At 56.8% G+C, this 17948-nt stretch carries 20 protein-coding genes; 12 read left to right on the top strand and 8 right to left on the bottom strand.

The features are described from left to right. Positions 1-38: 38 nt before the first annotated feature. From FEAC_RS10470 to FEAC_RS10460, 3 genes are all read right to left on the bottom strand, one after another. Complete coding sequence (locus FEAC_RS10470) at positions 39-1547, bottom strand: class I adenylate-forming enzyme family protein (RefSeq protein WP_035390517.1); 1509 nt, start codon at positions 1545-1547, stop codon at positions 39-41. 216 nt (positions 1548-1763) lie between these two features. Beyond that, on the bottom strand, positions 1764-2828 hold the full coding sequence (locus tag FEAC_RS10465; RefSeq protein WP_052566238.1) for an HD domain-containing protein: 1065 nt from the start codon (positions 2826-2828) through the stop codon (positions 1764-1766). A gap of 168 nt (positions 2829-2996) precedes the next feature. After that, on the bottom strand, positions 2997-3734 hold the full coding sequence (locus FEAC_RS10460) for an SDR family NAD(P)-dependent oxidoreductase (protein WP_035390519.1): 738 nt from the start codon (positions 3732-3734) through the stop codon (positions 2997-2999). A 77-nt stretch (positions 3735-3811) separates the two neighbouring features. On the opposite strand from FEAC_RS10460, the gene FEAC_RS10455 reads away from it, so the two are divergent. The 9 genes from FEAC_RS10455 to aroA are packed head-to-tail and all read left to right on the top strand — an operon-like array spanning position 3812 to position 11913. Beyond that, on the top strand, positions 3812-5275 hold the full coding sequence (locus FEAC_RS10455; protein ID WP_201773896.1) for an FAD-linked oxidase C-terminal domain-containing protein: 1464 nt from the start codon (positions 3812-3814) through the stop codon (positions 5273-5275). Next, complete coding sequence (locus tag FEAC_RS10450) at positions 5269-6459, top strand: FAD-binding oxidoreductase (protein WP_052566231.1); 1191 nt, start codon at positions 5269-5271, stop codon at positions 6457-6459. The genes FEAC_RS10455 and FEAC_RS10450 overlap by 7 nt, the downstream gene beginning before the upstream one ends. Beyond that, a complete protein-coding gene (locus FEAC_RS10445; RefSeq protein WP_052566230.1) occupies positions 6456-7703 on the top strand; it encodes a (Fe-S)-binding protein in 1248 nt (415 codons plus the stop codon). The genes FEAC_RS10450 and FEAC_RS10445 overlap by 4 nt, the downstream gene beginning before the upstream one ends. Before the next feature lie 22 nt (positions 7704-7725). Then, complete coding sequence (locus FEAC_RS10440) at positions 7726-8211, top strand: GNAT family N-acetyltransferase (RefSeq protein ID WP_052566229.1); 486 nt, start codon at positions 7726-7728, stop codon at positions 8209-8211. Continuing rightward, the gene (locus FEAC_RS10435; protein ID WP_035390521.1) at positions 8208-8909 is read left to right on the top strand and encodes a hypothetical protein; all 702 of its coding nucleotides are present in this window, start codon (positions 8208-8210) and stop codon (positions 8907-8909) included. The genes FEAC_RS10440 and FEAC_RS10435 overlap by 4 nt, the downstream gene beginning before the upstream one ends. After that, a complete protein-coding gene (gene scpB / locus FEAC_RS10430; protein ID WP_052566228.1) occupies positions 8902-9504 on the top strand; it encodes an SMC-Scp complex subunit ScpB in 603 nt (200 codons plus the stop codon). Before FEAC_RS10435 ends, scpB begins: the two co-directional genes overlap by 8 nt. Before the next feature lie 17 nt (positions 9505-9521). Next, positions 9522-10208 (top strand): pseudouridine synthase, encoded by a 687-nt coding sequence (locus FEAC_RS10425; RefSeq protein WP_035390522.1) that lies wholly within the window; start codon positions 9522-9524, stop codon positions 10206-10208. Between the two features lie 10 nt (positions 10209-10218). Continuing rightward, positions 10219-10581 carry a chorismate mutase gene (gene aroH / locus FEAC_RS10420; RefSeq protein WP_035390525.1) on the top strand — a complete coding sequence of 121 codons (363 nt, stop codon included), beginning with the start codon at positions 10219-10221 and terminating at the stop codon, positions 10579-10581. 6 nt (positions 10582-10587) lie between these two features. Continuing rightward, a complete protein-coding gene (gene aroA / locus FEAC_RS10415) occupies positions 10588-11913 on the top strand; it encodes a 3-phosphoshikimate 1-carboxyvinyltransferase (RefSeq protein ID WP_052566227.1) in 1326 nt (441 codons plus the stop codon). Between the two features lie 281 nt (positions 11914-12194). Here the strand turns inward: aroA and FEAC_RS10410 are convergent, their stop codons facing one another. Genes FEAC_RS10410 through FEAC_RS10400 form a run of 3 tightly spaced genes read right to left on the bottom strand, consistent with a single transcriptional unit; the run spans position 12195 to position 13682 of the window. Then, entirely contained in the window at positions 12195-12641 is a 447-nt protein-coding gene (locus tag FEAC_RS10410; protein WP_035390527.1) for a MarR family winged helix-turn-helix transcriptional regulator, read from the bottom strand. Position 12642: 1 nt separating this feature from the next. Continuing rightward, positions 12643-13035 (bottom strand): carboxymuconolactone decarboxylase family protein, encoded by a 393-nt coding sequence (locus tag FEAC_RS10405; RefSeq protein WP_052566226.1) that lies wholly within the window; start codon positions 13033-13035, stop codon positions 12643-12645. Beyond that, complete coding sequence (locus tag FEAC_RS10400; RefSeq protein WP_035390529.1) at positions 13035-13682, bottom strand: class II aldolase/adducin family protein; 648 nt, start codon at positions 13680-13682, stop codon at positions 13035-13037. The genes FEAC_RS10405 and FEAC_RS10400 overlap by 1 nt, the downstream gene beginning before the upstream one ends. 275 nt (positions 13683-13957) lie before the next feature. Between FEAC_RS10400 and FEAC_RS10395 the strand changes: the two genes are divergently transcribed. Continuing rightward, positions 13958-14710 (top strand): SDR family oxidoreductase, encoded by a 753-nt coding sequence (locus FEAC_RS10395; RefSeq protein ID WP_035390532.1) that lies wholly within the window; start codon positions 13958-13960, stop codon positions 14708-14710. Between the two features lie 77 nt (positions 14711-14787). Here the strand turns inward: FEAC_RS10395 and pspAB are convergent, their stop codons facing one another. After that, entirely contained in the window at positions 14788-15363 is a 576-nt protein-coding gene (gene pspAB, locus FEAC_RS10390; protein WP_035390534.1) for a PspA-associated protein PspAB, read from the bottom strand. Position 15364: 1 nt separating this feature from the next. Continuing rightward, on the bottom strand, positions 15365-16324 hold the full coding sequence (gene htpX, locus FEAC_RS10385) for a zinc metalloprotease HtpX (protein WP_035390536.1): 960 nt from the start codon (positions 16322-16324) through the stop codon (positions 15365-15367). Positions 16325-16383: 59 nt separating this feature from the next. Between htpX and FEAC_RS10380 the strand changes: the two genes are divergently transcribed. Both FEAC_RS10380 and FEAC_RS10375 read left to right on the top strand, forming a co-directional pair. After that, on the top strand, positions 16384-17127 hold the full coding sequence (locus FEAC_RS10380) for a (d)CMP kinase (protein ID WP_052566224.1): 744 nt from the start codon (positions 16384-16386) through the stop codon (positions 17125-17127). Further along, positions 17127-17825, top strand: coding sequence for a lysophospholipid acyltransferase family protein (locus FEAC_RS10375; protein WP_052566223.1), 699 nt, complete (start codon positions 17127-17129; stop codon positions 17823-17825). The genes FEAC_RS10380 and FEAC_RS10375 overlap by 1 nt, the downstream gene beginning before the upstream one ends. Positions 17826-17948: the final 123 nt, after the last annotated feature.

Below are 17948 nucleotides of genomic sequence, written 5' to 3'. Positions count from 1 at the left end.
GATGCGCTAGAGTTCCGGTTGGCGTCACCAGGGTCACACTAGTTGCCGATTCGGGTTGTGTGACCGCTCCAAAACGGCTCGCGCAGGTCACGTTTCAAGATCTTTCCAGCACCGGACTTTGGGAGTGGACTCTGGCGCAAGTCGATCTGTTTAGGAAGCTTGTAACCGGCAAGTTGTGTCCGTAAAAAGGCGATAATCTCCCCCGGCGTTACATCTTCACGAGGCACGACCACGGCGTGGACAGCCTCACCCCACTTAGGATCTGGCACCCCAAAGACCGCGGCCTCCTGCACCTTTGGATGCCGATAAAGTGCGTCCTCTACCTCGATGGTGTAGACATTCTCACCGCCAGTGATGACCATGTCTTTGAGTCGGTCGATCAGGAAGAAGTAGCCATCGTTGTCGACCATCCCGAGATCTCCGGTGTGGTACCATCCGGACCGGAGCGCGCGTTCGGACTCCTCAGGGAGGTTCCAGTAACCCTTCATGACGTTGTTTCCACGGATGGCTATCTCACCGACTTCGCCTGCGCCGAGTTCGTTGTCATCTGGGTCGAGAACCGCGAGGTCAACTCCGACTGCAGGAACGCCGATCGATCCTGCTTTGGCATCTGCAAGGTGCCGCTCTTCGTGAGCGAAGATAGAGGCGATCGGTGAGCTCTCGGTGGTTCCGTAGAGATGGAGCATCTCGGCAGTTGGAAAGTGATGATGCGATTGCTTCAGAATCTCGATAGGAGCAGGTGATGCACCGTGACTTAGTAGTCGAAGCGAGGAGACGTCGCGAGGTGAGGTCGCCATGACATCATTGATCGCGAGCATCATGGTCGGCACCGCGAGAGTGCCGGTAGCGCGTTCACGTTCTATGATATCTAGCGCCTCTTTGGGGGCAAAGGTTCCGAGCACGATCTGAGTGGCGGTGAGCCAGATGGACGCGATCACAAGACAGGTCCCGGCGGCGTGAAACATAGGCGCCATCACCAGCCAGCGATCCTCCTCGGAGAGGTGAGCCCAGGCGATGGCCGTCCAGGCGTTGGCGAGCAGGTTCCCATGCGTGAGCATCACTCCTTTGGACCTTCCAGTGGTCCCTCCGGTATAGAACAACCCGGCCAACGTCTCTTCATTTGGCTGGTCGAGGTAGTCGATTGGACTCGCCTGCCCAAGCGCCTCCTCATACTCATCAGGGATTGTGATCACATGAGCGACTGAGGTGCCGATCGAGTCGAGCTTGCGGTCGGTGATGACCACGCGTACATCGGCATCTGAGAGCGCAAAGGCTATCTCGGCGATGGTCGAACGTGTACTCAGCGGCACGAGTACCAGGCCGTTGGAGGGGACGGCGAGGTAGACCTCGATGTAACGATGGCAGTTGTTGGCGATGATAGCGACGCGATCACCTGGCGAGAGATCAAATCCTTGGAGTACAGCGCTGAGTTTGTGGATCCTTGTCTCGAGTTCTCTGAAGGTGAGGCGATCCTCTCCGCAGATAACGGCGACCTTGTTCGGGGCTACTCGAGCCCCACGCCGTAGCGGATCTTGAAACGAATGCATACGAGTCCCCCTCGGTCACGGCACAAAACCAACGACACACAAAACCAACGACACAAGATGGTGCCAGCGAGCTCAGGTGCTCGTATCCCAAATGTTAATGGATCGATTGTTCGATAATGATGATGGAGGACTTGTTTGTTCGACTCGGTTGGACTGGTTTACTCCAAGGAGGCCTGTCGCGATTTGGAGGCGATGGCTACCTTGTTTTGGCTAGAGCTAACCTCGAAGGTCGATCCCCATTGGGAGTCGGTTCACTGGCCAGTCAAGGAGTTCGTGGGCGAGTTGAAAGGCAAAGCGGTCGGTCATCCCTGCTACGTAAGCCACCACCTGGCGTTCGATCGATATCTCCTCCTCGCGTTGCGGTAATGAAGCTGGATGGTCGATGAGATACTCGGTTAGCGACCGGAGCAGAGAGATGACAGCCCGACTCTGTGCTTCAGAGGCGTCGGTGGTGTAGATATGGGTGTAGTTAAAGGATCGAAGGGCAGCAAGTGCCTCACCTGCCTCGAGGCTGAGCCCAATCGTGCCGGCCACAATCGTGGTCTCTATGACGTCGGTTATGAAGTAGTCGAGCTGGCGGTTGCGGTGCGAACCTATCAGGCTGGTGAGATCTGTTGGGATGGCTTCACGCGCGAGCAGACCTGCACCGATCGCATCCTCTAGGTCATGGGCTGAATACGCGATCCGGTCGGCGAGAGCGACGATCTCGGCCTCAGGAGTTATCGGCCGTGGCCGCGACCAAGAGTGGTTGGCGATGCCGTCGGTGGTCTCTAAACAGAGATTTAGCGGGGCTAAGGTGACGAAAGCTCCCCACGGTGCGTGATCGAATCCCTCGGACAGAAACGGTTCGAGAGCGACTTCGCTCGCATGTCCTCCTGGTCCGTGCCCGCAATCGTGCCCGAGGGCGATCGCCTCGGTGAGGTCGACGTTGAGGCGAAGTCGACGAGCGATGGCGGACCCAACCTGCGCCACCTCTAAGGCGTGTGTGAGTCGAGTGCGTTGGTGGTCGGCGGGGAAGATGAATACCTGGGTCTTGCCTGCGAGCCTTCGAAAAGCGCTCGAGTGGAGAATGCGATCCCGATCACGCTCAAAACAGGTGCGATAGTGGTCGGGCTCCTCTGGCTGCGGTCGATCTCCGCCACCATGGGCGAGAGTAGCGGCGTCACAGAGCGTCGCCGCTTGCTGGGCTTCGGTGCTGAGGCGATCAGCAAGGCTGGTGCTTATCAACCTTGGATCCTCATGCGCAGTGATGACGCCGTCTGGGGTGCGATTCCCGTGCATGGTTGCGATCCACTCCGCCTGATGATCACGATGCAGGTAGACCCTCTCCATCAGCCCCTCCTTGTCTAAGTGACTCCGTTGCACTCCGCTCACGGTTCTGTAATCATGAGTCTGGTGCCTGGGTGTGACATCGCGGTCCATCTGTCAGTGGAGCTATCGCTCCAACGATCAGTGGCGTGATACGTTGAAGGCTCCAAACCCTTGGTCGACGGGCATTAGCGATACGGTGTTTATGTTCACGTGACTCGGGAGTGTGACTATATAGCCGACGAGATTGGCGATATCCTCGGGCTTGAGTGCTTGCATCCCGTCGTAGACGCTGGCGGCGCGATCGGCATCATTGTCGAAGCGAACCAACGAGAACTCGGTGTCTCCGACCATACCTGGCTCGATGTTGGTCACTCGCACCCCGGTACCGGCAAGGTCGGCTTTGAGGTTGAGACTGAATTGACGGACGAATGCCTTGGCGGCACCATAGACATTTCCACCCGGATAAGGGAACTCACCGGCTACCGATCCAAGGTTGATGATCGTGCCTTGGTGACGCTCGACCATCTGTGGCAGGATCGCATGGGTAAGCACCGTTAGTCCGGTCACGTTGGTTGCGATCATGGTGAGCCAGTCGGAGAGCTCCGACTCCTGGGCACTCGCTAACCCGAGGGCTCCACCCGCGTTGTTGATCAGGACATCAACTACACCAGCCTCGTCGGCGACCTCCTTTATCGCCTGCGAATCTGTGATGTCGAGGACTTGGACCGTAATACGTTCGTCGCCGAGGCGATGCGCGAGGTCGTTTAGGCGTTGCTCGCGGCGACCGGTTATAAGAAGTTCGTATCCCAGTTTGTGGAGTGTGACGGCGATCGCCTCGCCGATTCCGGAGCTGGCACCTGTGATCATGGCCTTCATTGAGAATTCCTTCCGTTCTATACTTGCTGTTAGGGCCGTCTCAACAGGCGAGGGCCTGGAGAGAGGGGTGATGTAACGTGACGATTTCGCAGATCGACATCCTCGTCGAAAGGCTCCGCACCGTTGTCGGCCCGACGTCACTCATCTTAGATGACGTTGAGCGTGGAGCCTATAGCTGTGATGGGCTCACCAGCCATCGTGCCGTACCTCAGATAGTGGTGGTACCGGCGGATCGCGAAGAGCTGGTGGCGGCGGTGCGCGCCGTGATAGATTCCAATCTTCCCTGGGTAGCCAGAGGGTCAGGTACTGGCCTTTCCGGTGGAGCCCTTCCTGACGAGGAGGGGGTGCTGGTGGTGACGACCAGGCTCAACAACATTCTCGAGGTGGATCCGTTTTCACAGATTGCTGTCGTCGAGCCAGGAGTGGTAAACCTCGACCTCTCCAAGGCCGTCTTGGGCTATGGTCTCTATTTTGCTCCTGATCCATCCTCTCAGATCGCTTGTAGCATCGGTGGTAACGTAGCTGAGAACTCCGGGGGTGCACACTGCTTCAAGTATGGTTTTACCACTAATCACGTGCTGGCAGTGGAGGTTTTGTTGCCGACTGGGGAGCTTGTATGGCTGGGTAGTGAAGGTATGGATGGACCCGGACCCGACCTTCGGGGAGTGGTGATCGGCTCTGAGGGGACACTCGGGATCGTGACTAGAGTCGTCTGTCGGCTGATGCCGCTGCCCGAGATCCGTCGTACGCTGGTGGCCTACTTTGATTCGGTCGACGCCGCTGCTCGCGCCGTGAGTGATGTCGTCGCTCGTGGTATCACCCCTGCTGCTATCGAGATGATGGATCACCTCGCAATAGTCGCATGTGAGCTTGCGACTGGGGCTGGTCTCGACACCTCAGCCGAGAGCTGCCTACTGCTAGAGCTAGATGGTGAGTCCGACGAGGTTGCCGATGAGTTTCAAGCGGTGCGCAAGGTGATGAGTTTGCACGGCTCGTTGCACGTCTGGGAGGCGATGAACGAGGATGAACGTGCCCTGATGTGGCTAGCCAGAAAGGCTGCTTTTGCCGCTGCTGGCAGGGTTGCGCCGGCCTACATCGTCCAAGATGGTGTTGTGCCGCGCTCCGCGTTACCGCGCGTACTCGAACGGATCGGCAGACTGAGCAAGGAGTCAGGCCTCGCGATCCTCAACGTGTTTCATGCTGGCGACGGTAATCTGCACCCACTCGTGACCTATGATCCGGCGATTGAGGGGCAGGAGGAGATGGCTGAGGAGGTCGCTGCGAAAATCTTGACCCTCTGCCTTGATGAGGGCGGATCGTTGACTGGCGAACATGGCATAGGCGTCGACAAGGTCTGTCACATGCCGGATATGTTCTCAGATAGTGATTTAGACACCTTTTCACGGCTGCGAAGTGCGTTTGATCCGAAGGGATTGTGCAACAGGGGCAAGTTGTTGCCGACCCCAAGACTCTGTGGTGAGCGTCCTGGACGTTACCAACCACATCCACTAGAGCAGGCTGGGTTGGGTGAGAGATGGTAACCGATGTGGTGACACCAGCTACGGTTGAGGAGCTTGCTGAGTGGCTTAGCCAACTCGATCGAGATCGCCACGTGCTAGTTCGTGGCATGTCTACTAACAGCTTGGTAGCAGGCGAGGACCATGCCGTGGTGAGTACCCTCGGTCTGGTCGATATCGAGCATCGGGTAGACGACTTCTCGGTCTCGGTCGGTTCGGGCATCTCCTGGAGGCAGCTCCAGGATCAGCTGGCTCGGGCGGGTCAAAGGGTGGCGGTGGATCCACCTGGTTCAGGTACGGTGGGTGGCGTGGTCGCTACGGGTGCACGAGGAGGACTTCTTCATCGTTATGGGGGCGTTCGTGATCAGATCATTGGGATGACGGTGGTGCTGGCCGATGGCACAGTTGCACACAGTGGCGGCACTGTAATCAAGAACGTGGCCGGATACGACTTGGCAAAGTTGTTAACTGGTGCTCGTGGACGCTTTGGTGTCATAGCTGAGGTGATTTTTCGGACTCGCCCACTACCGGAGAGCCAGCGAACGCTTCTGATTCCGATCGATGTTGCCGAGATTCGAGAGGTGGCCACCGTACTCACCCGGGCCAAGGTCGAGGTAAGTGCGCTCAGTTTTGCGGAGGGTTTTTTGTCCTGCCTAATCGAAGGGGGAGAGGCGGCGATCGACCGAAGAGTGGAGCGATTGAGAGCGGCCGTGGCGATCTCCGGTATCGAGATTCTCGACGATCGTGGATCGCAGGAGCGCTGGCACCACCTATCCGACCTTCAGCTCCCGGTCGACGGTGGCCTCGTATTCGCGTTCTCCACCCGTAGTGCTCGGATGTTGAAGCTGTTACCCAGGGTCGTCACTTCGCTTGCGTCGTCGCTAGTTGCGTATGTCGCCTACGTCGGGGCCGGGGTGGTGGACGTGTCGGTGGATGGCGCGGACGCAGAGAAACATCTTCGTGAGCTAGCGAACATCTTCGATGCAGCCGATGGTAGCGATATGGATATCCGAGTCGAGCTACGCGCTAGGCACGATCGCTGTTTATATACGTTTCCGAAAGATGTCGACCCGCATCTGGATAGTACAACCGGTCCGTTGGGGCAGGTCGGACACGGTAGTCATCTTTCAATGGTGGCGACGCCTAGATCTGGGTTGGTGGATCGAATTTCTGTGGCGCTCGACCCAACCGGGAGGTTCTCGTATTGAAGACGGTTAGCAACGATCAAGCCAGCGATTTTGCAGCCATCACCCAGCTCAGCTCTGCCTGTGTGCACTGTGGGTTTTGTTTGGCTGCATGCCCTACCTACGCCGTTACCGGGATGGAGAACGATTCGCCGCGGGGACGAATATGGCTACTTGCCGAGGCGGCGCGTTCTGGGAGTGTATCAGACGTTCTGCGTGTCCATATTGATAGATGTATCGGGTGTGAAGCCTGTGTTCCGGCCTGCCCATCCGGGGTGCGCTACGATGAGCTGATCGATATAGCTCGTCGTGTCGTAAATGTCCGTCGCCCAAAGCGAGAACTTCTTGCTAGATCGGTGATGACGACTGGCTTTGCACGCGCACATCGGTTGGCCCGACTCGTTGCACCTGCCCAGGGGGTAGCTCGTGTGCTAGACCGCTCTTCGCTACTATCTCGCTTGCCCTCTCGTCTACCAAGGTCTCGGGCACTCGTACGACAAGCTACGGTGATTGCTCCGCAAGCGTCACCGCAGGTCTTTACGTCGTTGGTACCCAACGAGCGAGCTCGGGTGGTCTTGCTCACCGGGTGCATCGCGTCAGTGCTCTTCAAGGATGTCAATGATGCGACTGTCGAGGTCTTGAACGCCGAGGGTATCTCGGTTATCGTTCCCAAGGATCAGGGTTGCTGCGGCGCTCTAGCCTCTCACGCTGGTCAACGAGCTGGCGCGCAGCGCTCGGCTCGTGCCGTGATCGAGGCCCTCGACGTGACCGGCGTCGATGCGGTCATAACCAACTCAGCCGGCTGTGGCGCGATGATGAAGGACTATCCGGAGCTCCTCGGGCACGAGCAAGAGGTGGAGAGATTCTCCTCTCGAGTTGCCGATGTCTTGGAGTATCTTGATCGAATGGAGAGCATCGCCGATTATAAGTCGATGCCACGTCAAGTCCTCTATCACGACCCATGCCACTTGAAATTTGCACAAGCCGTTGGTTCAGCACCATCGTCCGTGATTCGTCGGATTCCAGATATCGATCTACGCAGTGTTGGAGGCCCTAATTGCTGTGGTGCGGGTGGCCTCTACTCATTGGCACAACCTGAACTAGCGCGTCAGGTGGGAGAGGCAAAGCGGGATGCAATTCTTGATGCTGGTGCTGATCTACTCCTATCTGGGAACCCTGGATGTGCCATACAGCTACAGACGCTCCTTGGTGATCGAGTCGAGGTGGTTCACCCGATCGTGCTGCTTGCAAGAGCACTTCGGCAATGAGGTTAGATCATGAATCCAGGCCATGAAAAGAGATGACGAGCTTTCGATCGAAGTCGGTGAGATCACTGCCGAGGTGCTTGACGTGCGTGCCCGCATCCTCCGGGCGGGTATGGATCCGGCAACGGCACACTTCCCAGGAGATGAGAATAGCAAATCAGTGCATGCTGTTGCAAGACTCAGTGGCCAGGTGGTTGGTGTTGGTAGCCTCATACCGGAGGCGATCGGGGATCGCCCTGCGCTACGACTTCGTGGCATGGCGGTTGAGGCCGATTTCAGAGGACAAGGGATTGGGGCTGCGATCTTGGAGCGGCTGCTAGAGGTTTCACATGCTTGGACCGATGAGATCTCGTCTACGGGGTCCGGAGCGGGGGAGTGTCAACTGATCTGGTGTCTTGCGCGTGTCGGGGCGCGTAGCCTGTATGAGCGCCATGGTTTTGTCGCCCTTGGAGCTGAGTTTGTGATCGAAGGAATTGGAGCGCACGTGCAGATGTTACGGAGCTCGCTATGAACCGATTGACGGAGAGTCTCGAACTTGTGCGTAATCAGATGCTTGACTTGGCGGATCTACGTCTTGGTTCTCTCTTTTCTCAACTCTTTGTCATCGACGATATCGATGAGGTGAGCCTCGAAGTCGTGGCCGGGACCTGGCTCATGAGGATGAAGATGCACTGGCTGCTTGATAGAGATGACGATGAGGTCATCGAAGATGAGGAGTTGGATCGCGCTCTTGAGGGCATCTTGTTGGGACTCGTTGAAAAGACGATCTACGCTTCCGCCTCCAAGGCGATGCGGACTCGATTAGAGACGACCGCAGCATCGCTCCCGGTCTCGCTCGAGGCCTCTGACCTAATCGATCACGTCGAGAACGTTGTTCTACCATCATCTGGACTCGGTGAGGCAATCGCCAGAGCTCTGGCTCGGGCGAGCATGAACACTGAGGCGGATCCCACACCACTCGATCGATCATCGGTGGACGTCATCGGGATCGGTTTGAGTTTCTTGGATCGGCTCGAGCGGATGACGTCGTTTTCTGCAATGATTGCAGGAGGAACGGGGGTAGAAGTTATAGTGAGCTTCGTGATTTTGCTTGAAGCCCATGCGTTTGGAGCTATCGGGTTACGTCAAGTCGGTGACGATATCGAGGTGGGGGTTATCGATGGCGAGCGACTTGGTCTTGTAGCTGAGATGGTGCGTACCCTTGGCTGATGGCTTGCTTGCTGGGGATTCCGGTGAGGTGGTCGCACTTGCGACGGTGGCAAGAACAATCGAGGGCCTGCTGTCTCTTGGCATAGGACCCATTGGACTAACCGAATTGGCTGAGTTCCTCGAGTTGGAGGTGAGCTATGTCGAGGAGGCGATCGACTCCCTTGCTACCGATCTCGTTGAGCATGATCGAGCCACCAGGGTGGTCAAAGTGGCCAACGGATATGCACTCAAGACGGCACCCGATCTTGCTGGCGTGTTAGGTCGCTTTCTCTCCGAGGACCAAAGTCCAACTCTGTCAGCGGCGGCGATGGAGGCACTGGCGGTGGTGGCTTACCTGCAGCCGGTCTCTAGGGCACAGGTCTCTGAGATTCGCGGCGTTAGCTCGGACGGAGTGATCCGTCTTTTGGTCGACCGTGGTCTGATCGAGGGCGATCGGCGACGCGGACGCATCGGCGAGCCTATCCTCTTCCGAACTACTCAGCTGTTCTTGGAGCGCTTTGGACTCGATGATCTCACTAACTTGCCTGCACTCGCAGACTTTGTCCCCTCTGGTGAACTGGTTGAGGTGCTCGAGGAGTCACGACGGAACCGGTAGGCGAACGACTTCAGAAGGTGCTTGCCGTACGCGGATATGGGTCAAGGCGAACGGCAGAGGGCTTGATTGAGGCGGGTCGTGTAACCGTCAATGGAGAGGTAGCACGGCTTGGCTGCCGAGTCATCGACGCAGATTCGGTCTGTGTGGATGGAGCCCCGGTGGGGATCGCTGAGTCTCTAGAGTACAAACTACTCAACAAGCCCGCTGGCGTAGTGTCAACCGCGAACGATCCTCACGGTCGCAAAACGGTGGTGGATCTGGTGCCAAGCGTCAGCCGCATCTACCCAGTTGGACGCCTCGATGCTGAGAGCGAGGGCCTGTTGATCCTAACCAATGATGGTCCCTTTGCCGATTACCTGATGCATCCGCGCGGTGGCGTGGAGAAAGAGTACCTGGTTGCAATCGACCGGAGAGTTACTCCACAGCTTCTTGGAGCCATGCGCCGCGGTATCGAGGTCGACGGCGATCTACTGGTTGCTAAACGTGTAGGTCAGCTCTCGAGTCAGACACTACGTATCGTGCTCAAACAAGGCAAGAATCGTCAGATTCGTCGGATGGTGGCAGCCTGTGGGTTTGAAGTGACCCGACTGGTTCGTACGCGAATCGGTTCACTTGCTGATCCGTCGCTGGCACCAGGGCAGTCGAGAGACATCAGCACCGCTGAGTTGATCGCATTGCGTAGCGGAGGACGGTCGATCCGCTAACCTGTCACCCATGGGTGTACGAGCAGTGCGAGGAGCGACGACGGTAGAGGCTGATACCGTCGAGGCTATAGATAAGAATGTTCAGGAGCTCGTTAGTGCGATGCTCGAGCGTAATTCGATCCACAAGGACCAGCTGATCAGTATCTTGTTCACGGCGACTCCGGATCTGCATGCGATGTTTCCTGCAGCGGCGGCAAGAGCCCTTGGACTTGGCGATGTTCCGTTGATGTGTGCGCAGGAGCTCAGCATTGATGGGGCAGTCGCACTCTGCGTGCGTGTAATGATGCATATCGAAGATGACCGGGCCCGAGGCGAGTTCCACCATGTGTACCTTCGCGGAGCGGTTGGTCTCCGCGACGATCTTCCGGACTAAGCAGCGGTGCGCGCACAGATCACCTCGACGGAACCATTCCTGTCTGGGGATCTTCAGCCTCCTCCCGATAAGTCTATAAGTCACCGTGGACTGTTGCTGGCGCTACTTGCTGAGGGGACTTCACGCCTTGACAACCTCAGCTCGGCGCTCGATGTCGCAGCTACCGGATCGATGGTTGAGCTGTTTGGGGCATCACTCGAGACCGAGGGGTCGGTCACGCTAGTCGAGAGCCCCGGCATTGCCGGCTTACGCGAGCCAGATGGTGTCCTTGACCTTGGAAATTCGGGTACCGGGGTACGTTTGGGCATTGGAGTTGCAACCCTCGTTCATGGAGTGTCGGTCTTTACAGGAGACGATTCCCTGCGACGACGGCCGATGGGGCGCGTTATATCGCCGCTCCAAGAGCTCGGAGCCTCGATATGGGGCCGCGGCGGTGACGGAATGCTCCCGGTAGCTGTTCGAGGTGGCGGGCTAAGGTCGGGCGTTGTTCACCTGCGAGTAGCCTCAGCGCAGCTGAAATCAGCCCTCCTCTTTGCGGCTTTGGGGGTAGACGGACCAGTTAGTATTGTCGAGCCCACGCTGAGCCGGCCGCATACTGAGGAGCTATTTGCGCTCACTGAAGTGGGGTTCGATGAGGACGTCGAGGAGCAGGATGGTTCTCATCGGGTCACCGTTTCCGGTCCTACACGGCCGTCGCCATTTAGCTTCCGGATTCCAGGTGATCCATCGGCGGCTGCTTTTTTCGTGGTAGCCGCTAGCTGTGTTCCGGGTGCGGTCTTGACGGTAGAAGATCTCTATCTTGGCCCTACCCGAGCTGGTTTTCTAGAGATTCTAGCCCAGATGGGAGCCGATCTCGTTCTAGGTGATGGACAGGTCACGGTGCAGGGAGGTTCACTGGAGGGCTCCGAGATTGGTGGTCGAATCATTCCGAGTTTGATCGATGAGATCCCTATTTTGAGCGTCGCTGCCGCCATGGCCGATGGTGTAACCACTATTAGGGACGCCTCTGAACTCCGAGTCAAGGAGACGAATCGTATTGAGACCACGGCAGGCTTTTTACGTGCGTTTGGCGTTGAGGTGATGACGCTGCCGGATGGCTTGGTGATCCACGGTGGCCTCCGCCCAGGATCCTTGCGTGGGAATCGTCGACGAGTGATGGCAAATCTCGATCATAGGATCGCTATGTCTGCGGCGGTGTTGGGGTTGTTGGCAGGTGGCGTCACCGAGATCGATGGTGTCGAGACGGTTGCAACCAGCTATCCGGCTTTCTTCTCCGACCTTGACCGCCTTAGCTCGGCGACCATACATCTGGATGGAGCCGCGAAACCATAGGTGGCGGGAGCCATGTTCAAGATCATTGAGCAATGTCTAACGTGTGTTGCCTTAACTCTACAGGCGTGATAGCTAGCCGTGGTGACGACTTCATTGCAAGGGTCGGTGGGTGTGTTCGCTGTGCTGGTGTCCACTACCGTTCAATTATTTGACCGTATCTATTCGATTCTGCATCACCGCTGATGGTCGGAGGCATCAGTAGAACACTAATCGCCTTTGACATGAGCGGAAGGCTTCGCAGTGACATCCCTCCGCTCTTGCAGACGGGGCTTGCTATCCCGTTATGGTGAAGCTTCATCCGGGATACCTACGATAGTCTCGAGAGTTGTGACCAGGGCCGTGAGGGCTTCACGATCGCTGTCGCTCAATCGGTCGAAGGTCTGTGCCATCATATCGTTCCTGAGTTTGAGCACCTCCAAGGTTTGTTGCTCACCAAGTTTGGTTAGAGCAAGAGTCGCTTTTAGTCCTGAGCGTTCGGCGGGCACCACTAGGAGCATTCCACGCTTGGTGAGGCGGTCAATCTCTCGTCGGAGGTTTGACGGGTCTGTTCCGATAAGCCGACTCAGTTCTCGTAGGCCGAGGCCGCTACGGCCTTGTAACGCTCGCAAGATCGCCGCTTGTGGTTGGTTTAGATCAAGCGCCAGCAGACCTCCTCCCCAGTCCGTTCGTAGTCTACGTACGAGCCGCGAGAGTCGGAAACCGAGATCACCCGAGAGTGCATCCTCCATATCAGGTTTGATTCTCTGGGAAGACTCGCCCCAGGATGGCGACTCCTCTGCTATATGCGGGCATGCCGGCCGTAATTAGAGCGAGTTCTACTACACCTACGAGCTCCTCTAAAGAGGCGCCAGCTTTACGGGCAGCATCCGCATGGAGTTCCGCTTCCTTCTCCTCGCCAATGGCCAGGAGTTGTGCAAAATGCACGAGCTGTGCCGTCTTTGGTCCGAGTGGATTGTCCATGATGAGTTGTGACCGGAGCTCCTCGATGCGAATGATGCTTCTATTGCGCCCGGAGATCCCCGCGATCCGGATGCGTTCGGCAATGTTAGCAGGAACTGTGCCGGTCAGTTCTCGATACGAATTCGCGATGGTCGCGTTATCTATGCTCTCATGATCGGCCATCAGCGTACTCTGGCCATGGATTCGCGGATGGCCTCCAGGGCTGTCTCGGGAAGAGAGCTAGCCCCGCCGAGGCTAACTGCTGCCAGCTCTGCCTCTGCTGCCTCCTCTAGGACGGTGAGCAGCTGTGCAGTGGCGAGCGGGTCGCTTGCAAAGACGAGGACGCCATGGTTGCCAAGGATGACAGCGTTTGTATCAGGATGCGCCTTGACCTGGTCGATGATGGCGGAGACAGACTTCGCCGATCCTCGAGGTGCCCATGGAGCCACTGGTACGTCGACTGCCTGCCCCCAACGAAGGAGGGCCTCATAACGGCAGGGTAGCACAACATTGGCCATAGCGAAGGCGAGCAGGTTCGGTGAGTGGGTATGGATAATTCCTCCAACTGCGGGCCGCAGCTTGTAGATCTCAGTGTGCATGGCGATAATCTCTGCGTTGGTGGGGTCGAGTTCACCTTCAAGTACCGTGCCGTCAAGCGCAACGGTGGCAACGCGCTCACTGGTGAGATTACGAACCTGACCGTCGATGGTGAGCAACATCCTCTCGTCGTCGAGACGGGCGGAGAGGTTGGCATGGCCGCTATGGGACATCACCTCGTTGGCGAACAGGGTATGAGCTGCGTGAACAATCATGTCAGCTTGCTTGGTCATTTTCTTCTCCTTGTTGGAAGCTACATAGTTAGGTGTAGTAAATACTACACCTAACTATGGGCAGTTGATGCCGATTGGCGACAAAAGTTACTGTGTTCTGCTATTACTGCCATAACTCGACGACGTGGGTAGCCGAGGAACTGCTGTGGTTTGGTATGAGAAACTTGACTAACGAATAACGCATCTAGCGCTTGGACTGGATGCGCTAAGGTGGGGGTGGCGGCGAAGGGTTAGGCGTGGTGGCGCTTTCGGTTGCCAGTGGGAGGTGGGTAGACATGGACTTGGGCTTGAAGGGTGCCAAGGCACTCGTTACGGGAGGCTCTCGAGGGCTTGGTTTTAGTGTCGCGTCGGCACTGGTCGAGGAGGGAGCCGATGTTGTAATCGCCTCGCGTGACGAAGTGTTCGGCGAGAAGGCTGTTGGCTTGTTGGGTCATGGCTCTCAATACCTGCCGGTAGACCTCACCGTCCAGAGCACTCCAACGGAGTTGCTGCGACGATTTCTTATGCTGCATGGGCGAATCGACATCCTGGTGTTGAACTCAGGAGGGCCGAGGAACGCCTCTCTGGGCGCTATGGATGCCAGTCATCTTGGTGATGGTATTGGGGCTGCCCTGGCCCCGATGGTCGAGTTGGTTGAGGGAGTGGCGCCGTTGATGATGGCCCGTCGATCTGGGCGGATCGTGTCAATCAGCTCTTACGTGGTTCGCGAGCCAGATCCGGAGATGATGCCTTCTAATGTCGCTCGCGCTGGTTTGCTAGCCTACCTTAAGGCGGCAGCGTTTGAACTGGCGCGTTACGACATCACCGTTAACTCAGTATTGCCTGGCTTACACGCAACTGATCGTCTTGTCCATCTCCGCGACTCAGGTGTAGATCTTGATCGCATGCTCTCTCGTGTACCGATGGGGCGATTTGGGGATCCTGATGATTTTGGTCGCATGGTCGCCTACCTGTGTTCGAGGTGGGCCGGCTATATCACCGGGCAGGCGATAGCGATTGACGGTGGCTCGACTAGAGGGCTGCTGTGACGACGCGGTCTTTGATCTGTTGTTGCCGGCACAGGCAAGGACACAGAGTTTTCAGCATATAGCGGCGGCTAGCGTGGTCAGTGGGAGGAGCTGATCGGTATATCCCATAGGGGAAACCATCGCTGCATCTCAGTCTCTAGCGGAAGGTCGGTGCCGACCACAGCTTTGAGCGAGAGTTCCCTCTCGTTGTCGCGGCGTTCATGACCGACGGGAACAAACGGATAGAAGGTTCCTCGCTTATATAGATACACCCAATAGACCATTCCCTGGCCACCTGTATCTTTGAATGGGTAGAGCGAGCACAGAAGCTGTGGCGAAAACCCATGATCTTCAAGGCTCCGGTTCACTGAGTGTGAGGCGGTTACGACCGTCTCTAGATCTTGGCCATTGAGAACGACCCAGCGGTAACCGAATGAGTCGGTGGAGAGCGATACAGTTACGTCGTTCATCTCCTTGAGGACATCCTGGAACTCAGTCTCGGTGTTAGCAAAGGCGGCACCTGATGCGGGTTTGAAGACAACGGCCGCCTGATTTGTTGGAATCAGGTTCGCAGAGACTTGCAGGGTAATCGCGGCGCTCGACAGTGCAAAGATGGCGTCAAGATTCGCGTTTACTTGTTTTGACTTGCCCAAGAGGGTGTCGAAGAATCCCATATCATTCTGCCTTTCCTAGCTCGCGATCGAGCTCATCGAGTTGCGCAATTCGCTTCTCGAGGCTGGGATGGGTGGCGAATAACCCAGAGGCGAGAGATGGATTGCGAGGATTGATCGCTGGCGTAAAGAAGAAGGCGTTGAATGCCTGAGCAGTACGAAGATCGCGAGTGGGGATCTGCCCCATCGTGCCGGAGATGCGCAGCAGGGCTGACTTGAGGGCAGCTGGCCGTCCGATGAGGATTGCACCAGCCCTATCGGCCGCCAACTCGCGATAACGCGAGAGAGCTCGAATCAACAAGAAGCTGATCGCGTACACGACGGCGGATATCAGCATGATCAGCATCTCTATGGCAATTATGTTACCGCCACCATTGCCGCGGCCCCCACCACGGCCACGTCCACCGCCGTAACCACCGCCCATCATGCCACCAAAGATCTCGGAGTAGAACATCAAACGCGTTAGCAGTCCGGCAAGCACACCAAGGAAGGATGCAATAGTCATTACCGCCACATCTCTGTGGGCGACGTGACTGAGTTCGTGTGCTAGCACCGCCTCGAGTTCTTGTGGGGGAAGCCGACGCAACAGGCCGCGAGTTACACAGACAACCGCGTTCTTAGGGCTTCGTCCTGTGGCAAAGGCGTTTGGGATGTCGAGTTCAGAGATGGCGATCTTTGGCATTGGCATATCGGCGAGAGTGGTGAGCCTTGCGATGATTTGGTACAACTCGGGCGCCTGCTCCTGAGTCACCTCGTGGCCATGCATTCCAAAGAGTGCAATACGGTCAGAAAAGTAGAACTGTGCCACTAAGAGGACTACCGCAATCACCACCACGGTGAGTGCTCCCACGCCGACTGCGATTAACACGCCAAAAAACAGAACATAGACCAGGCCAAGAAGGAAGATTGTGAAGGCCATACGAGCACTTAGCCCTCTATCCTTTACGTATCGAGAGTCTGCCACCGGACCGCCTTTCTGGGATCTGTCTGATTCCGCTGAGACGCCAAACTAGGACTCTAGAGATGGGGTCCATAGCTGCCGTATCACCTGCTATTCTAGCAGCTGGTATACGAAAGGTTGGAAGTGGGCTTCACGCGACACATTCAGGAAATTCAGGAATCGGTGTCGTAACCATGAGTTTGGTTGTGGCGATCGATGGGCCCGGTGGGTCAGGAAAGTCCACCGTTGCATATCGGCTCGCCGCAATGCTGTTACTGCCGATGCTTTCCACTGGACTGTATTTCCGCACGGTGGCATGGGGGTTGAGTTCAGTTGTGCTCCCAGACCAAGACGATGATACTGCCGATATCAATGACTGGTTTGACCATCACGAAGTCGCCGTTGAGGGCCAAGTCGGGCTGCTCGACGGTCGAGCTTTGGATGAAGAGCTTCGCTCTAAGCGTGTCCAGGAGGTCCTGGCCCAGGTATCGGCGAATCCAACCGTCCGCCGACGGATTCTCGAGTTGGAGCGGGCCGAGATAGCGAAGTTGGGATCATGCGTAGTAGAAGGACGCGATATTGGTTCGGTAGTTTGGCCAGATGCAGTCTGCAAGTTCTATTTGGTAGCTCGTCTAAAGGTGCGTCTAGAGCGCAGACCTGAGGAGGGGCTGCAGCTTTTGGATCGAGATTTAAAGGACACGACCCGTTATCATGCTCCCTTGAAGGTTGCCGAAGACGCCTTTGTCGTGGATAACTCTGATGAGTCTCTTGATGTCTTAATCGCCAGAATGGGTGATCTCGTCAAATTGCGAGCCAAGAGTTGCTGATGGATCGGTCACGCTATGTTGCACCAACCACTTTCGAGCGCCGTTTCTACCAAGGTGCGCAGCGTATAGTGGAGGGTTGGAATCGGCGCTACTGGCTGACAACCGTGCACTACCAAGAGCCGATACCGAGGCCGCCCTACATTTTGGCACCGACGCACAGGTCTAATATCGACACCCTTCTTGTGGGTTCGATCACCCGCGATCCAATGACCTATATGGCTAAGGCCGGAGTGTTCGCAAATCCTGTTTTTGCCAAGCTTGTTCGTCTACTTGGAGGCTTTCCGGTCGACCGCGATGGAACTGATCGTGATGCCGTCGAGATTGCACAGGCGGCACTACTGGCGGGTTCGAGTCTTGTAATCTTCCCAGAGGGAACGCGGAGAAGAGGAATGATTGTGGAGAAGCTCGAAGAGGGTGCCTCTTATCTGGCTCTCAAGGCTGGAGTACCTATCGTCCCGGTCGGGATAGCAGGATCAGAGATGGCGATGCCGGTCGGCTCTAGCTTCATATACCCATCGCTGATAGCAATAGAGGTAGGCCCACCACTGTTCCCACTCTCGGTCCGTACTGGCGATATCTCCGGGGGACGTATGCGTCGTTCCGAGATCACTCGGCTCACTAGCCAATTGACCGATGAACTCAATCGACTACGCGCACAGGCTGACGCCGAGCGCCTTCGTATGCGTTCGACACTTTAACACCAATGCTGTGGCGTATCTTCTGCTCCATGTTGAACTATGGCCATGCCGCTTCGTTTCTAAGTTTTGCCCTGTAGGGGTTGATCTAGCCGTTACCCGCTAACAGCACCTAGATGGATGCTA

The organism is Ferrimicrobium acidiphilum DSM 19497, assembly GCF_000949255.1.
In the GTDB taxonomy this organism is placed as follows: domain Bacteria; phylum Actinomycetota; class Acidimicrobiia; order Acidimicrobiales; family Acidimicrobiaceae; genus Ferrimicrobium; species Ferrimicrobium acidiphilum.
This window is presented reverse-complemented; position numbering and strand designations above follow the sequence as displayed.